12 protein-coding genes and 2 pseudogenes are annotated in these 15022 nt (G+C 66.3%); 7 read left to right on the forward strand and 7 right to left on the reverse strand.

Annotated elements, in window-relative coordinates:
• Positions 1-662 precede the first annotated feature (662 nt).
• The gene (locus tag WA944_RS01875; protein WP_526370962.1) at positions 663-1892 is read left to right on the forward strand and encodes an IS701 family transposase; all 1230 of its coding nucleotides are present in this window, start codon (positions 663-665) and stop codon (positions 1890-1892) included.
• A 21-nt stretch (positions 1893-1913) separates the two neighbouring features.
• Here WA944_RS01875 and WA944_RS01880 read toward each other — a convergent pair whose 3' ends face one another.
• From WA944_RS01880 to WA944_RS01900, 5 genes are all read right to left on the reverse strand, one after another.
• Positions 1914-2888 (reverse strand): glycine betaine ABC transporter substrate-binding protein, encoded by a 975-nt coding sequence (locus WA944_RS01880; RefSeq protein ID WP_526368638.1) that lies wholly within the window; start codon positions 2886-2888, stop codon positions 1914-1916.
• Positions 2888-3664 (reverse strand): ABC transporter permease, encoded by a 777-nt coding sequence (locus tag WA944_RS01885; RefSeq protein ID WP_526368652.1) that lies wholly within the window; start codon positions 3662-3664, stop codon positions 2888-2890. The genes WA944_RS01880 and WA944_RS01885 overlap by 1 nt, the downstream gene beginning before the upstream one ends.
• Positions 3665-3672: 8 nt before the next feature.
• A complete protein-coding gene (locus tag WA944_RS01890; RefSeq protein ID WP_526368640.1) occupies positions 3673-4869 on the reverse strand; it encodes an ABC transporter ATP-binding protein in 1197 nt (398 codons plus the stop codon).
• Positions 4862-5509 (reverse strand): ABC transporter permease, encoded by a 648-nt coding sequence (locus WA944_RS01895; RefSeq protein WP_159229592.1) that lies wholly within the window; start codon positions 5507-5509, stop codon positions 4862-4864. The genes WA944_RS01890 and WA944_RS01895 overlap by 8 nt, the downstream gene beginning before the upstream one ends.
• 116 nt (positions 5510-5625) lie before the next feature.
• The gene (locus WA944_RS01900; RefSeq protein WP_526368642.1) at positions 5626-6693 is read right to left on the reverse strand and encodes an ATP-dependent DNA ligase; all 1068 of its coding nucleotides are present in this window, start codon (positions 6691-6693) and stop codon (positions 5626-5628) included.
• Positions 6694-6824: 131 nt separating this feature from the next.
• Between WA944_RS01900 and WA944_RS01905 the strand changes: the two genes are divergently transcribed.
• Positions 6825-8006, forward strand: a complete 1182-nt coding sequence (locus WA944_RS01905; RefSeq protein WP_526368644.1) for a phosphotransferase family protein — start codon at positions 6825-6827, stop codon at positions 8004-8006.
• Here the strand turns inward: WA944_RS01905 and WA944_RS01910 are convergent.
• On the reverse strand, positions 7943-8578 hold the full coding sequence (locus tag WA944_RS01910; protein WP_526368646.1) for a TetR/AcrR family transcriptional regulator: 636 nt from the start codon (positions 8576-8578) through the stop codon (positions 7943-7945). The two genes, WA944_RS01905 and WA944_RS01910, sit on opposite strands and share 64 nt — an antisense overlap.
• Positions 8565-9639 (reverse strand): annotated as a pseudogene (locus WA944_RS01915) (aromatic ring-hydroxylating oxygenase subunit alpha). Before WA944_RS01915 ends, WA944_RS01910 begins: the two are co-directional and overlap by 14 nt.
• Positions 9640-9745: 106 nt before the next feature.
• Between WA944_RS01915 and WA944_RS01920 the strand changes: the two are divergent.
• From WA944_RS01920 to WA944_RS01940, 5 genes and pseudogenes are all read left to right on the forward strand, one after another.
• Positions 9746-11146: pseudogene (locus WA944_RS01920) on the forward strand (N-acyl-D-amino-acid deacylase family protein); the annotation flags it as partial.
• A 332-nt stretch (positions 11147-11478) separates the two neighbouring features.
• Positions 11479-12531, forward strand: coding sequence for an ATP-dependent DNA ligase (locus WA944_RS01925; RefSeq protein ID WP_526368654.1), 1053 nt, complete (start codon positions 11479-11481; stop codon positions 12529-12531).
• Positions 12531-13580: a non-homologous end-joining DNA ligase gene (gene ligD, locus WA944_RS01930; protein ID WP_526368648.1), complete on the forward strand. Its 1050-nt coding sequence runs from the start codon at positions 12531-12533 to the stop codon at positions 13578-13580. The genes WA944_RS01925 and ligD overlap by 1 nt, the downstream gene beginning before the upstream one ends.
• 22 nt (positions 13581-13602) lie before the next feature.
• Positions 13603-14115, forward strand: a complete 513-nt coding sequence (locus WA944_RS01935) for a hypothetical protein (RefSeq protein WP_526368650.1) — start codon at positions 13603-13605, stop codon at positions 14113-14115.
• Positions 14112-14864, forward strand: coding sequence for a thioesterase II family protein (locus WA944_RS01940; protein WP_526646185.1), 753 nt, complete (start codon positions 14112-14114; stop codon positions 14862-14864). Before WA944_RS01935 ends, WA944_RS01940 begins: the two co-directional genes overlap by 4 nt.
• Positions 14865-15022: the final 158 nt, after the last annotated feature.

Raw genomic sequence — 15022 nt, forward strand, 5'->3', positions numbered from 1 at the left:
GTGCAGATCACGGTTGCTCCGACCTCGCCGAGGGCTGCGGCGATACCGCGTCCAGCGCCTCTAGTTGCACCGGCCACCACCGCGACACGACCACGAAGTGCCTCAGCTTCGGGCGCCCAAGCCATCACAACATTCTCTCAGCTTCAAGACCTTCACGCGGAACCGACGATACGGCGAGAAGCCATGGAGTGAATGTTCTTCGGATTGCCCCCCCGACCTGTCTCGTTTGTAGAGAAGTTGGACGGCTCAGTTCTTGTCTCGATGGTGGCCGCCCTGCCTTGACGCGGAATTCGCGGCCGTCATGTTGCACTAGAGCGTTGCGGCTCATCTCTTCCGGCTAACGACGGCACCTCCGCACGGAGTAGCTCAAGCACCGCATCCCAGGCTCGTCGGGCCTGGACTGCGTGATAGCCCACCCCGGGAACAGTAGCTACCGGGCCGGAAGTATCGCCCGCTTCACTCTCGGATGAAGCCTGCACAGCCCAGAATGCGTGCTTGGCTCCGCCTAGTACTACAGTTGTAGATCGGTGCGCGGCGTGTTTGCGCTGGTAGAGGCGGTCAGCGCGCGATCATCGTTGGTTGTGAAGACAAAGAAAGGCGCGTCGCTGACCGCCGCTTTCAGCATAGATCTCGATAACTGGCTTGATGAGTTCGGCGCGCTGATGGACCGCATCCGGCCCCGGTTCGCCCGTTACGAGTCGGCTCGCCATGCCGCGGGGTTGATGTTGGGGTTGCTGTCGAATCTGGAACGCAAGAATTGTTGGACCATCGCCGAGGAACGCGGCGATGTGACACCACATGGATTGCAGCACATGCTGTCTCGTGCCTCATGGGATGAAGACGCGGTAGCCGCCGATGTGCGTGACTATGTGACGACCGCGTTGGCCGACCCCGATGCGGTGCTGGTCGTGGATGAGACCGGGGATCTGAAGAAGGGTGCGGCCACGGTCGGTGTACAACGTCAGTACACCGGTACCGCGGGGCGCATCGAGAACTCCCAGGTCGCGGTGTATCTGACCTACGCCGGTACGCGTGGGCACGCCCTGATCGACACCGCGCTGTATCTGCCGAGGTCCTGGACCGAGGATCTCGCCAGGTTGGCGCGGGCGGGCGTTCCTGATGATGTCGACTTCGCCACCAAACCCGCGCTAGCCCAAGAGATGATCGCCGCCGCATTGGACGCCGGAGTGCCCGCGTCGTGGGTGGCTGGGGACGAGGTATACGGCGCGGACACTGCGCTGCGCAGCGCCTGCCGGCGCCGGGGTGTCGGCTACGTGCTCAACGTGGCCTGCAACCACCATGTGGTCACCGCGGGGTGTCGCGTCGATGCCCTGATCGTGGACACACCCGCGTTCGCCTGGCAGCGCCTCTCAGCCGGCGCAGGCAGCAAGGGCCCCCGGATGTATTCGTGGCTGCTGATCAACATCGACTCTGCTCTGCCCGGTCATGAGTGGATCATGGTGCGACGCAATGACTCTACCCAAGAACTGGCCTACTACCGGTGCTGGTCACCACACCCGGTGCCGCTACCCACCCTCGTCGCGGTGGCTGGGCGGCGCTGGACCATTGAGGAATCCTTCCAGGCCGCTAAAAGCCAAGCCGGACTTGACGAACACCAAGTCCGCACCTGGACGTCATGGCGACGCTGGGTGATCCTGTCCATGCTCGCCATGGCCTTCGTGGCGGTCACCGCCGCCAACGAACGCGACAACACACCCACCCCGGACGGGCTGATTCCGTTTACCCTCAACGAGATTCGGCGTCTCTTCGACAAACTCATCCTCGCCCGAACCGCCACCGCAGACACCATCTGGGCATGGTCGCTCTGGCGCCGAAAACACCAAGCTACCGCCCGCTACTACCACTATCAACGCAGGTCAGGGCATCAATGAACCCGATCTACAACTGTAGTACTAGGTCACCAGGCCCTGCTCGAGCAGCCAGTCGCGGGCCACCAGCGCCGGATCGTCACCGTCGTTGTCGACCTTTGCGTTCAGTTCCAGCATGGTCTCGTTGGTGAGTTTCGGGTTCAGTTTGCCGAAGATCTCGATCAGCTCCGGGTGTGCGGCCAGCAGGTCGGAGTCGACGACCTCGGTGAGGTTGTACAGCGGGAAGAACGTCTTGTCGTCCTCGAGGACCCGCAGGTTCAGCGCGGGGATGCGACCGTCGGTGGTGAACACCTCGCCGAAGTTGCACACCCCGTCGGCGGTCGCGGTGTAGATGACGCCGGTGTCCAGGGTCGTGACGCCACCGAGGTCGTCCCGGGTGAGCCCGTAGGTCTGCAGCATCGGTACGAAACCGTCGTTACGGCTGGCGAATTCGCTCTCCACGCAGAAGGTCAGCTCCGATCTGTCGAGATTGGTCAGGTCGGAGAGCTTGGTGACCCCGAGTCGCTCGGCGGCGTCTTCGCGGATCGCGAACGCATAGGTGTTGTTCATCGGCGCCGGCGGAAGCCAGGTCAGCCCGTTGGCCTGGTCCGCCTCGTTGACCGCCTGCCACTGGGCGACCTCGTCCTTGATCGGCTCCTCGTTGCCCAGGTAGTTGATCCACCCGGTCCCGGTGTACTCCGGTGAGATGTCGGCGTCACCGTTGAGCATGGCCTGGCGAACCCCGAAGCTGCCGGGCGTGTTGGTCAGGTTGGTGACGTCGGCTCCGGCGGTGCTGAGAATGGTCGAGAGCATGTTGCCCAGGATCAGTTGCTCGGTGAAGTCTTTCGCCGCGACGGTGATCGGCACACCTTCGAGTGACTCGTAGTGCTGGATGGCCCCCGGGTCCGCTGCCAGCACCGCGCCGCTGGCCGAACGCAGTCCGCATCCGGAAACCAGGACCAGACACGCAACGGCGGCAACGATTCTGGTCCATACGACGGCGGGGGCGGTGTTGCGCATCAGAGTCCCTTGGGAGCGGCGACGATCTCGACGACACGGGCCAGCCAGTCGATGAACAGGGCCAGCGCCGCGACGAGGATGGCCCCGACCACCAGGGTGACGTTCTGCTGCAGCTTGATTCCCGTGGTGATCAGCTGCCCCAGCCCGCCGCCGCCGGTGAACGACGCCAGGGCGGCGGTGCCAACGATGAGCACCAGGGCGGTGCGCACCCCGGCCACGATCACGGCGAGAGCCAGCGGCAGTTCGACGCGGACCAGGGCGGCCGCCGACGACATCCCCATCCCACGTGCGGCCTCGACCAGGCGCGGGTCGACACCGTCGAGTCCGGTGACGGTGTTGGCGATGATCGGCATCGCGCCGTACACCGTCAGCGCTACGATGGCGCCCACCTGTCCGATCCCGAACAGAACCGCGCCGAGGGCGATCAAGCCGATGGCGGGTGCGGCCTGGCCGAACCCGGCCACGGTGATGACCGGCTTGGAGTAACGACGCATCGGGCCGCGGGTCAGCACGATGCCGATCGGTATGGCGATCACGCACGTCAGCACGGTCGCCGCGAGGCTGATCGTCATGTGCTCGCGGAGCAGCGTCAGCAGGTTCGGAATCCCCAGGGACCGCTGTTCGGAATCGGACACGTCGGCGACGTTGACGTACACCAGCGAACCGACCACCGCGAGGACACACGCCAATGGCTGAATCACCCAGCGGGCGACACCGCGGCGCGTGGCGCCTGGCGTTTCCGGACCGGCTTCACCGCCGGCGGCGAGCGCCGGGATTGCTGCTGTCACGGCATGGGTTCCGCGGATCGGGCTGAGCTCTGCAGCCCGGCCATCGCTCCCATGAGCGTCTCGATCCGGATCACGCCGCGGTAGATGTTGCGACGCCCCTTCACGACGACGACGCCGTGGGAGGAGGTCAGCATCTCATCGAGGGCGTCGTTGAGTGTGGATGCGAGGCTGACGGACTCGAGGTTCTCGTCGAGGGTCACCTGCGAGAGCGAATTCGGTTCCTGCAGTTCGGCGATCGACAGCCATCGCTGCGGTCGGTCGTGGGCGTCGAGCACGATGACGTGCTCTCGGTCGAGGTCCCTGGCGGCTCTGACGGCCGCGTAGGGATCGTCACCGATGTGCGCGACCGCGGCTTCGTGGAGTTCCACGTCGCGGACCCTGGTTAGGGTGAGTTGCTTGAGCGCTGCGCCGTGGCCGACAAAATCGCTGACGAAGTCGTCGGCGGGGTGGGCGAGGATTTGTTCGGGGGTGTCGTACTGCACGATCTTCGAACCGACTTGCAGGATCGCGATGCGGTCGCCGAGCTTGACGGCCTCGTCGAAGTCGTGGGTCACGAAGACGATGGTCTTGCGCAGTTCGTCCTGCAGTCTCAGCAATTCGTCCTGCAGGCGCTGCCGTGTGATCGGGTCGACCGCGCCGAACGGTTCGTCCATGAGCAGCACCGGCGGGTCGGCGGCGAGCGCACGGGCAACACCGATCCGTTGCTGCTGGCCGCCGGACAGTTCCCGCGGGTAACGATCCCGGTACTTGCCGGGCTCGAGGCTGACGAGGTCGAGCAACTCGTCCACCCGCTCAGCGGTGCGCTTCTTGTCCCACTTGAGCAGCCGGGGAACGATCGCGATGTTGTCGCCGACCGTCAGGTGGGGGAACAGCCCGGCCCCCTGGATGACGTAGCCGATGTGGCGCCGCAGCTCGTCGGGGTTGCGCTGCGTCACGTCGTCCTCGCCGATCAGGATGCGACCGGACGTCGGTTCGATGAGCCGGTTGATCATCTTCATCGTGGTGGTCTTGCCGCAGCCCGACGGCCCGACCAGCATCACGATCTCGCCGGCCGGGATCTCCAGGGTGACGTTGTCCACGGCGGGAACCGATTGTCCCGGGTACAGCTTGGTCACGCCGTCCAGCAGGATTCGGGCGCCGCCGACGGAGCGGGGAGCGGTGGAGGATGACTCTTTCGTTGCCGAGTCAGACACGGATCCCCCTTGGGGTGGTGAGTCGGGTGAGGACGTTGAGCACGGTGTCGAGGAGTACTGCGAGGATCAGGATGCCGACGGTGCCGGCGACGATGGAGTTCGTGGCATTGGCCCCGCCTGTCCTGGAGATGCCGGAGAAGATGTAGCCGCCCAGGCCCGGTCCGAGTGCAAACGCCGCGATCGCGGCGATGCCCATCAGCATCTGCGCCGACACCCGGACACCGGTCATGATCACGGGCCAGGCCAGCGGCAGTTCCAGCCGGACAAGCGTGGTGAGCCGGTTCATGCCCATGCCGCGGGCGGACTCGACCAACGTCTTGTCCACCCCGTTGAGGCCGACGACGACGTTGCGCAGGATCGGGAAGAACCCGAAGAACACCAGCATGATCACCGACGGCAGCACCCCGATGCCGACGATCCCGACAAGGACGCCGAGCAGGGCGTACGACGGGATCGTGAGCCCGACTGCGGTGATCGTGTTTCCTGCGGTCGAGCCCCACGGGGAGCGGTAGATCGCCACGCCGACGAGCAGGGCCAGCACGGTCGCGGCCAACAATGTCTGCACGACGAGGCTCATGTGCTGATACGCCAGAAAGGACAGCACCGCCCAGCGATCGAGAACGAAGTCGAAGAAGCCCATCAGTGTTCAGACGCTAACGGACAACCACAATGGGATGCAGCGAATTCGCTCTGTCGGTGAGGGCCCGTCGACTCCTGCTGCATCGACGCCCAGTACCCACTTCCGGCGAAAGGTATTCAACCGAGTCCCGGGACGATGTCACTGAGGTGGAACGTCACCGGCCGTTCCAGCTGGGTGTAGGTGCACGACCGCGGATCGTGGTCCGGGCGCCACCGGTTGAACTGGGCGGTGTGCCGGAACCTCTCGCCTTCCATGTGGGCGTAGCGCACCTCGACCACACGCTCGGGCCGCAGCGGCACGAACGACAGGTCCTTGCCGGCATTCCACCGGGACCCACCCCCGTACCTGCGGGCGTCGGGGTTGGCGGCGATGTGCGCCGCCCAGTTCCACGGGTGGTCGTCGAAGGTGGTGACCAGTGGCTGCAACTCGGAGAACAGTTCGCGGCGCCTCGCCATCGGGAACGCACCGATGACTCCGACCGACGCCAGGGTGCCGTCGTCCTGGTACAGCCCCAGCAGCAGCGAGCCGACCGCATCGTCACCCGACTTGTGCAGCCGGTATCCCGCCACCACACAGTCGGCGGTCCGCGTGTGCTTGATCTTGAACATCACCCGCTTGTCCGGCAGGTACTGCCCGTCGAGCGGTTTGGCGATCACCCCGTCGAGTCCGGCGCCCTCGAACTCGTCGAACCACCGTTGCGCGGTGGCGACGTCGATGGTCGCCGGTGTGATGTGGAATGTCGGGCCGGACCCGGCCATCGCGTCAACCAACGCTGCTCGCCGCTCGGTGAACGGCCGCCCCGTGTGGTCGTGCTCGCCCAGCGCCAGCAGGTCGAAGACGATGAATGCGGCCCGGGTCTGCTCGGCGAGCAGGTGCACCCGCGACGCGGCGGGATGTAACCGCAGCTGCAACGCCTCGAAGTCGAGTCCGGCGTCGGTGGCGATCACGATCTCGCCGTCGAGCACACACCGCTCGGGGAGCTCGGCTTTCGCGGCCGCGACGAGCTCCGGGAAGTACCGGGTCAGGGGCCGCTCGTTGCGGCTGCCCAGTTCCACCTCGTCACCGTCGCGGAACAGGATGGATCGGAAACCGTCCCACTTGGGCTCGTAGGAGGCGCCCGGCGGGATGGCCGGTACCGATTTCGAGAGCATCGGCGAAATCGGCGGCATCACAGGCAGTTGCACAGGTCCATTGTCGCCATTGAGCCCGGCGGTCACCGGTCGGCCACCACGCCGTTGGTCGTCGCAGATGCGCCGGCTGAGGCTCAATGCTTTACCGTGTCGCTCATTGCGAACTTCTATGGCGAGGATCCTCGATGGCCCAGCAGGCAATCCCGTTGGAACCCGCGGGCTTCGACTCTGCCGTGGTGCAGGAGCTGATCCGGACCATGTATCCCGAGGCGACGGTCAATGCGGTCGACGTCGTCGACGCCGCGCTGTCCACCGACGGTGACGAGCGGGTGTCCACCGCGCGGCGGATCACCGTCGACGTCGATGTCGACTACGCGTGTGACGGATCGGAGAACCTACCGCGACGGCTGACGATCAAGGTCGCCCGTCCGGGTTTCGGTGACATCCCGCTGTACGACAACGAGGTGAACGTCTACGCACTGCTGGCCGACGAACTACCGGTGTTGATGCCACGGTGCGTCGGAGTGCTGCGCGACAAGGCGCTGAGCTCCTTCGGCCTGGTGATGGAGGACCTGCGGATCCGAAAAGCGGAGTTCCCGAACGTGCTGACTCCCGTTGACGCCGCCGGGGCGAAGGTGCTACTCGATCAGCTCGCGGCACTACACGAGCGTTACTGGCAATCGCCGCGATTCGACGCCGATCTCGCCTGGGTGCTGCCGCACACCAGCGGCCCGATCCACGACCTGTTCACCCACGAAGATGGGGTTCCGGCGCTGATCGACTGGGAGGTGCAGACCCAACAGTTCAAACGTGAACTGGTCGAGTCGGTCGGTGAGACGACCGGATCACTACTCCAGAAGGTCACCGCAGCCCAGCGGCACCAGGCGACGCTCCCCACGACGCTCGTGCATGGCGACTGCCACATCGGCAATACGTTCTCCCTGCCCGACGGCCGACGCGGTCTGCTGGACTGGCAACTCACCGCCCGCGGGCACTGCATGCACGATGTCAGCTACCTCATCTTCACCGCCTTGTCGGTGCGCGATCGTCGTCGCCATGAGGACGATCTGATCGCGCATTACCGACAACGCCTCGTCGAAATCCGGTGTCACCGAAACTCCTTCGGTAGAGGAGCTCCGCGACGAGCATCGGCTTGCAGCGGCGTGGTGCTTCTACATCGGCTGGCTGACGACGCCGCTGGAGAACTACGGCTGGGAGATCAACGTCGCCAACCAGATCAGACTGGCCACGGCCTATCGCGACCTGGCCAGCAACAGCGCCTTGGATGCCTTGCTGTGAGGCCTCACGTTGGCCGCCGCAAGCGTGCCAACAATGCGTCGAGTCCGTATTCGAAGACCGCGTCGTAGTCGGTGGGGGCTTGGAGGGCTTCGACGAGGGCCTGGTCGGGCCAGACGTTCGCCCACAGTGAGGGGTCTTCCTCGTCGTGCTTGGCTCCGCGCACTGCGGAGAACTGCATCACCGCCGACGAGATGACGTGCACCTGGATCGCACGCAGGATGAGCGCGGCGTCGGTTCCGGTCACTCCGAGTTCTGCCAGTTGCGCCGCCAGTGCCCGTTGGATGGGGAGGAACAGCTGCGGGGTGCGGTCGCGCTCGTGCGCGATGCCGAGGAGATGCTGCCGTTCGATGAGCACCCTGCGTTGCGAACGGGCAAGTGAGGCAATGCGTTCGACGGGATCGTCACCCTCGACCGGCAATGTCGCCAGTTCGCCGAGCAGGTGTTCGACGAGGTTGTCCAGGAGTTGGTCCCGGCCGCCGATGTGCCAGTAGATGGAGGTGACCGCCACGCCCAGCCGCTCGGCGAGGTTGCGCATGGTCAGTGCCTTGACGCCGTCGATCTCGATCAGCCGGGCTGCGGTCTGCAGGATGAGTTCCGCGGTGACGCCCGGATCGCCGGCGGGTTTGTTACGCGGGGGCACCCTCGGTCTCACCCCCGGTCATTCGCTCCGCTTCCGGCACATCCAGATATCGTTCGAGCTTGCGGTGCATGCTGATGATGCGACGCTCCTCGTTCGACAGCACGAGGTGCGTCAACCCGGGCTGGTGCAATCCACGCTGGAGCCCGGGCAGCACCGCGATGTCCTGGCTCAGGACCAGACCGGGGTGTGCCTCATCGGCGTTGAGGCGGACGTCTGCAGGCTTCGTCCGCGGTGCGCCCATCAGCGTGCCCTGTGTGCACACGTAGGCGTCCCATACCGCGGCGTCGTCGACGCTCTCGTTGAGGTTCGGGCTGGGCACACCGTAGAGCTGCTCGGACTTGCCGGTGTGTCCCCAAATAGTCTGCGGTGCAAAAACATCGTCCATGCACCGGTGAAGTTCGGGATGCAACGTCTGGATGTGGTAGGTCTCGCTGAACCCGTCGGCGATCGTCTTCCAGTTCGCGTCGACATCAATGGTCATCGTGGCGTAGCAACGGAATTCGCTCAGCCGGTTCCACCCGATGTCCTCCGGTACCGCCTCGAGGTAGTCGCGCAGCGGCATCGCGGTGACGTCGAGGTTGACGAACACGAGCCGCTCCCACGTGTCGACCTGCACCGCGAGCAGGGGGAACTCGCTGAGGGCGAGCCCGCCGAAACCCTTGCGGTGCGGCACCCGCCGCAACGATCCCCTGCAGATCCCATGTCCAGCCGTGATATCCGCATTGGATCTCGCGTAGTTGCGACCCGGCGCCCGCGCACAGGCTGTTGCCGCGGTGACGGCAGACGTTCTGGAACGCGCGCAAGTCACCCTCGTCCCCGCGGACGACCAATACGGAATATGGCCCGCAACGGTGTTCGAAGTAGTCACCCGGCTCGGCGACATGGTCGACAGTGCAGGCGAACTGCCAGACCCTGGGCCACATCCGTTCGGCTTCCAGCCTGGCGAACTCCGCGCAGTGGTAACGGTCCGCCGGAACCAGGGTCGGACGCTGCGGCGGCGTACCGATGGCGTCCTCACGCTCAGAGCGAGGGTGCTGCCTGGGTTGCGCGGTGTGCGTCATGGCTCGTCCTTCGGAGAATTCGCTTCGCAACGCTATTACATTCACCTCTGTAACGGCGTTACATTCACGAAGAAGTCGGCTGGCGCTCGCGCTCGAGGAGGAAATCGTGTTCGACCTGAAGATCACCGGTGGGACCGTGGTGGACGGCACCGGCGCGGACCGATTCACCGCCGACGTGGCAGTGAAGGACGGCAAGATCGTCGAGGTCCGTCGACGGGGGCCGGGCGACGCGCCGCTGGAGGGCGACGCCGCCGAGACGATCGATGCCACGGGAAAGATCGTGGCGCCGGGCTTCGTGGACATCCACACCCACTACGACGGGCAGCTCAGCTGGGACAGCGTGCTGGAACCGTCCAGCAATCACGGGGTGACGACCGTCGTGGCCGGCAACTGTGGCGTCGGGTTCGCGCCGGTGCGGCCGGGCAGCGAGGAGTGGCTGATCGCGCTGATGGAGGGCGTCGAGGACATTCCAGGGACGGCGCTGACCGAGGGCATCACCTGGGGTTGGGAGAGCTACGCGGAGTACCTCGACGTGATCGGCCGACGAGAACTGTCCGTCGACTTCGGCAGCCAGATCGCCCACGGCACGGTGCGCGCGTACGCGATGGGGGAGCGCGGCGCCCGCAACGAGCCCGCCACCGCCGAGGACATCGCGGCGATGAGCCGATTGGTCCGCGAAGCCGCCGAGGCCGGCGCACTGGGCTTTTCGTCGTCACGCACCATCGCACACCGCGCCATGGACGGTGAACCGGTGCCGGGGACATATGCCGCCGAGGATGAACTGTTCGCCCTCGGGCACGCGATGGCTGCCGGTGGGGCCGGCGTGTTCGAGCTCGCCCCCCAGGGCGCGGCCGGGGAGGACATCGTCGCTCCGAAGAAGGAACTGGAGTGGATGCAGCGGCTCGGCGCCGAGATCGACTGCGCCCTGAGCTTCGCGTTGATCCAGGTCGACGCGGACCCGAATCTGTGGCGCGAACAACTCGACATCTCGGCCGCCGCGCACGAGGCGGGAAGCCGACTCCACCCGCAGATCGCTGCGCGCCCGTTCGGCATGCTGCTCGGTTTCCCCGGTCACCACGCCTTCACGCACCGCCCCACCTATCGGCGGCTGAAGGCCGAGTGCACCCGCGAGGAACTCGCCGCCCGGTTGGCCGAACCCGCCGTGCGGGCGGCCATCCTGGCCGAAGACGATCTGCCGATCGATCCGAACAAGCTGTTCGACGGCATGTTCGCCCTGGCTCAGAACGTGACGGAGCGGCTGCACTACCTGGGTGAGCCGCCCAACTACGAGCCGACCGACGAGGACACCGTGGCCGCGATCGCGCGCGAGCGTGGACAGGATCCGCTGGCGGCGATGTACGACCTGATGCTGGAGGCAGACGCGGGCAATCTGACCGACCGCGGTGTCATCGGCGTCGGCAAGAAAGCCGACGTGAACGTGATCGATATGGAGGCGCTCACGCTGCACGCTCCGCGGATGGCCTACGACCTGCCCGCGGGCGGACACCCGCACTGCGACGTCGGCGGCACGCCTCTACTACGAATCGGCGCGTGCCGGGACGGGCGCGCTGAGCCCCTGGGAAGGCCGGGTCGACGTCCCGACCGGGTACGCCGTGTACCCGTGCGAGATCCTGCAGACGCCGCGGGTCTGGGCGGAGAAGCACTACAACCTGGTGCACTACACGCACCAGGAGCGCGGCGGGCACTTCGCCGCATTCGAACAACCCCGGCTGTTCGCCGCCGACCTCAACGCTTACGGGGCGAGCCTGCGCGACGCGGGTGTGTTCAGCTGAGCTGCGGCCGCGATGAGATTGTCTGGATACACCGGTCTACGTGAGTATGGAAACCATGGACCTTCCGGTTACGCCGCCGCTGGAACCGATGCTGGCCAAAGCGCAGACCAAGGTGCCCGACGAGGCCGGCGTCTGGTCCTATGAACCCAAGTGGGACGGTTTCAGGGCGCTGGTGTTCCGCGACGGTGATGACGTCGTGCTTCTCTCGCGCAGCGGCAAGGACCTGGGTCGCTACTTTCCCGAGGTCATCGACTCGGTGCGCGACGAACTCGCCCCGCGCTGCGTACTCGACGGTGAGATCGTCGTCCCCCGCGAGATCGGCGGGCGCACCCGGCTGGACTGGGAGTCGCTGAGCCAACGCATCCATCCCGCCGAGTCGCGGGTGCGCAAGCTGTCCGTGGAGACCCCGGCCCACTTCATCGGTTTCGACGCGCTGGCCGCCGGTGACGCGTCGCTGCTCAAGGAACCGTTCCGGATGCGTCGCGAGGCGCTCATCGACGCGGTCACCCCGAAGCAGTGGTGCCATGTCACCCGGACCACCGAGGATCCCGAGTTGGGCACACGGTGGCTCGAGGAGTTCGAGGGCGCGGGCCTGGACGGGGTGATCGCCAAACGTCTCGACGGCCAGTACCTTCCGGGCAAGCGGGAGATGGTCAAGTTGAAGCACGCCCGCGACGCCGACTGTGTGGCGATCGGGTACCGGATCCACAAGAGCGGCGAGGGCATCGGCTCGATCCTGCTCGGCCTCTACCGCGACGACGGCGAGCTTCAGATGGTCGGCGGCGCCGCCTCTTTCACCGCCAAGGCCCGGCTCGCGCTACTGGCCGATCTGGAACCACTGCGCATCGGCGACGACGTCCGCGACGGGGAGCCCAGCAGATGGAACTCCGCCGCCGACAAGCGTTGGATACCGGTGCGCCCGGAGAAGGCGTGTGAGGTCGCCTATGACCAGATGGAGGGCACGAGCGGTGCACAACGCTTCCGGCACGCCGTGAAGTTCCTGCGGTGGCGGCCCGACCGTGATCCCGCGAGCTGCAGATTCGACCAGCTCGACGTCCCGCTGAACTTCGACCTCTACGACGTCTTGGAGAAGTCCTGATGGCCACTCCTGCAACCGAAGTCGACGTGGCCGGCGTCATGGTCCGGCTCACCAACCCCGACAAGCCGTACTTTCCGGAGCTGGGCAAGGACGGCACCAAAGGCAGGTTGTTCGACTACTACGTATCGATCGCCGACCGCATGGTGGCGCTGCTGCGGGACCGGCCGGTACACCTGCAGCGCTTTCCCGACGGCATCGACGGCGAGGAGATCTACCAGAAGCGGGTTCCGCAGAAGCACCCCGACTATCTGCAGACCTGTACGGTGACGTTCCCGTCCGGGCGGACCGCCGACGCCCTGCAGATCACCCACCCGTCGGCGATCGCGTGGGCGGCGCAGATGGGAACGGTGACCCTGCACCCGTGGCAGGTGCGGTGCCCGGACACCGAGCACCCGGACGAACTGCGCATCGACCTCGACCCGCAACCCGGCACCGGCTTCGCCGAGGCTGCCGGCGTCGCTGTTGATGTACTCAAGCCGCTGCTCGACGAACTCGGGCTCGTCGGCTACCCGAAGACGTCGGGCGGGCGCGGGGTGCACGTCTTCCTGCGGATCAGGACCGACTGGGACTTCATCGCGGTACGTCGGGCCGGGATCGCGCTGGTCCGGGAGGTCGAGCGGCGTGCCCCGGACGCGGTGACGACGTCGTGGTGGAAGGAAGAGCGGGGCAGACGGCTGTTCATCGACTACAACCAGAACGCCCGGGACCGGACGTTCGCGTCGGCGTACTCGGCCCGCAAGACGCCGATCGCCACCGTGTCGACGCCGCTTACCTGGGACGAACTGCGAGACGCCGATCCTGACGACTACACGATCCTGACGGTGCCGGACTTCGTCGCGTCCCGGCCGGACCCGTGGGCGGACATCGACACGGATGCGCAGTCGATCGAACCGCTGCTGGAGATGGTCGCGGCCGACGAGGGCCGCGGCCTCGGCGACCTGCCCTATCCGCCGAGTTACCCGAAGATGCCGGGCGAACCGCCACGGGTGCAGCCGAGCAAGAAGGTCGCCGCGCACTGGGACGAACACGGCAACCGCGTCGCCGATTAGCGGTGCCCGATACCCTGCTCGGGTGGCCATCCGTAAAGTCCTCGCGACCATTGCGATCTTCGGGATGCTCGCCAGCGGCGTCGGGATCGCCTCGATCATGATCTTCAGCAATCCGACACAGCAGCAGTCCGAGGCCCCGCGCCGCAACCCGCCCCAGCCGCCGCCCCCGTCGGTCCCCACCGCCGACGAGTTCATGATCGGCGTCGTCGTCACCGCACAGAACTGTGATCAGGCCGGCTCGTGCGTGTACGCCTACACCATCGATCCGAAGTATGTTGGCCTGCATCCCTTTCCGGAGGCCCCCTTCACGGTGGAGTACGAGGTCACCGGCGGGAATCAGCCACAGCCGGGAAACTTCACCGTCCAGGGTCAGCAGGCGCAGATCCTCAAGGACGTCATGGTCGAGGGGCCGCCCGGCGCCCAGTTGCAGGCCAACGTATTGCGAGTCTTCGAGCAGCCACCGGCGCCCCCCGCGGAGCCGCCGCCGGCTCCACCCGGGGAAGCGCCGCCCCCTGCCGCCGAGCCGGGCCCATGACGACGCCGCAGCCCAGCCGCTGGGTGCGCAACTTCCATCCCGCGCCCACCGCCCGCACCCGGCTCATCTGCCTGCCGCACGCCGGCGGCTCGGCCAGCTACTACTTCCCGCTGTCCTCGGCGCTCGCTCCCGAATTCCAGGTGTACAGCGTCCAGTACCCGGGCCGCCAGGACCGCTACAAGGAGCCGTTCGTCGAGTCCATCGAGGACATGGCCGATCAGGTCTATGCCGCCGTCGGAACGCTGGATGAGGCGCCGACGGCGTTCTTCGGGCACAGCATGGGAGCGGTGCTGGCGTTCGAGGTGGCTCGCCGGTTCGAGGCGCTTGCCGGAAGGCAGACGGTGACGGTGTTCGCCTCGGGGTCGCGCGCCCCCAGCCGCTACGGCGACGAGCGGGAGTATAAGGACGACGCCGCGCTCGTCGACGTGATGCGCCAACTCGGCGGCACCGACCCGCGGGTGTTGAACAACCCGGAACTGCTGGACACGTTCCTGCCCGCGTTCCGCAACGATTACCGCGCGCTGCAGGCCTATCACCGTCCTCCGACGGTCGGCATAGCCGCCCCGGTCGTCGTGATGGCTGCAACCGACGATCCGAAGACCAGCATGGCCGACGCGCGCGCCTGGCACGAGCACACCTCCGGAGGAGGTGACGTGCACACGTTCACCGGTGGTCACTTCTATCTGGAGAAGCAGGGCCAGCGGGTCATCGATATCGTCGCCTCGACATTGCGGGACGCGGGCCCGTAGACCACCAAGCACTGCCGAAATTTGTCGGACCCTCCTGTGATGATGGTGGCATGTCTTCGGCGGCAACTTCTCTGGCTCCCAAGGAGCGTCTTGAGGTGTTGTTCGCCGAGTTGGCGGAGCTGGCGGGGCAGCGGAATGCGATCGATGGACGGATCGTG

The organism is Mycobacterium sp., from assembly GCF_049683355.1.
GTDB lineage: Bacteria > Actinomycetota > Actinomycetes > Mycobacteriales > Mycobacteriaceae > Mycobacterium.

Coding starts and splice junctions, on each gene's coding strand:
- WA944_RS01940 (WP_526646185.1), top strand. CDS start 14,112: ATGACGACGCCGCAGCCCAGCCGCTGGGTGCGCAACTTCCATCCCGCG.
- WA944_RS01925 (WP_526368654.1), top strand. CDS start 11,479: ATGGAAACCATGGACCTTCCGGTTACGCCGCCGCTGGAACCGATGCTG.
- WA944_RS01895 (WP_159229592.1), bottom strand. CDS start 5,509: ATGGGCTTCTTCGACTTCGTTCTCGATCGCTGGGCGGTGCTGTCCTTT.
- WA944_RS01880 (WP_526368638.1), bottom strand. CDS start 2,888: ATGCGCAACACCGCCCCCGCCGTCGTATGGACCAGAATCGTTGCCGCC.
- WA944_RS01875 (WP_526370962.1), top strand. CDS start 663: ATGGACCGCATCCGGCCCCGGTTCGCCCGTTACGAGTCGGCTCGCCAT.
- WA944_RS01905 (WP_526368644.1), top strand. CDS start 6,825: ATGGCCCAGCAGGCAATCCCGTTGGAACCCGCGGGCTTCGACTCTGCC.
- ligD (WP_526368648.1), top strand. CDS start 12,531: ATGGCCACTCCTGCAACCGAAGTCGACGTGGCCGGCGTCATGGTCCGG.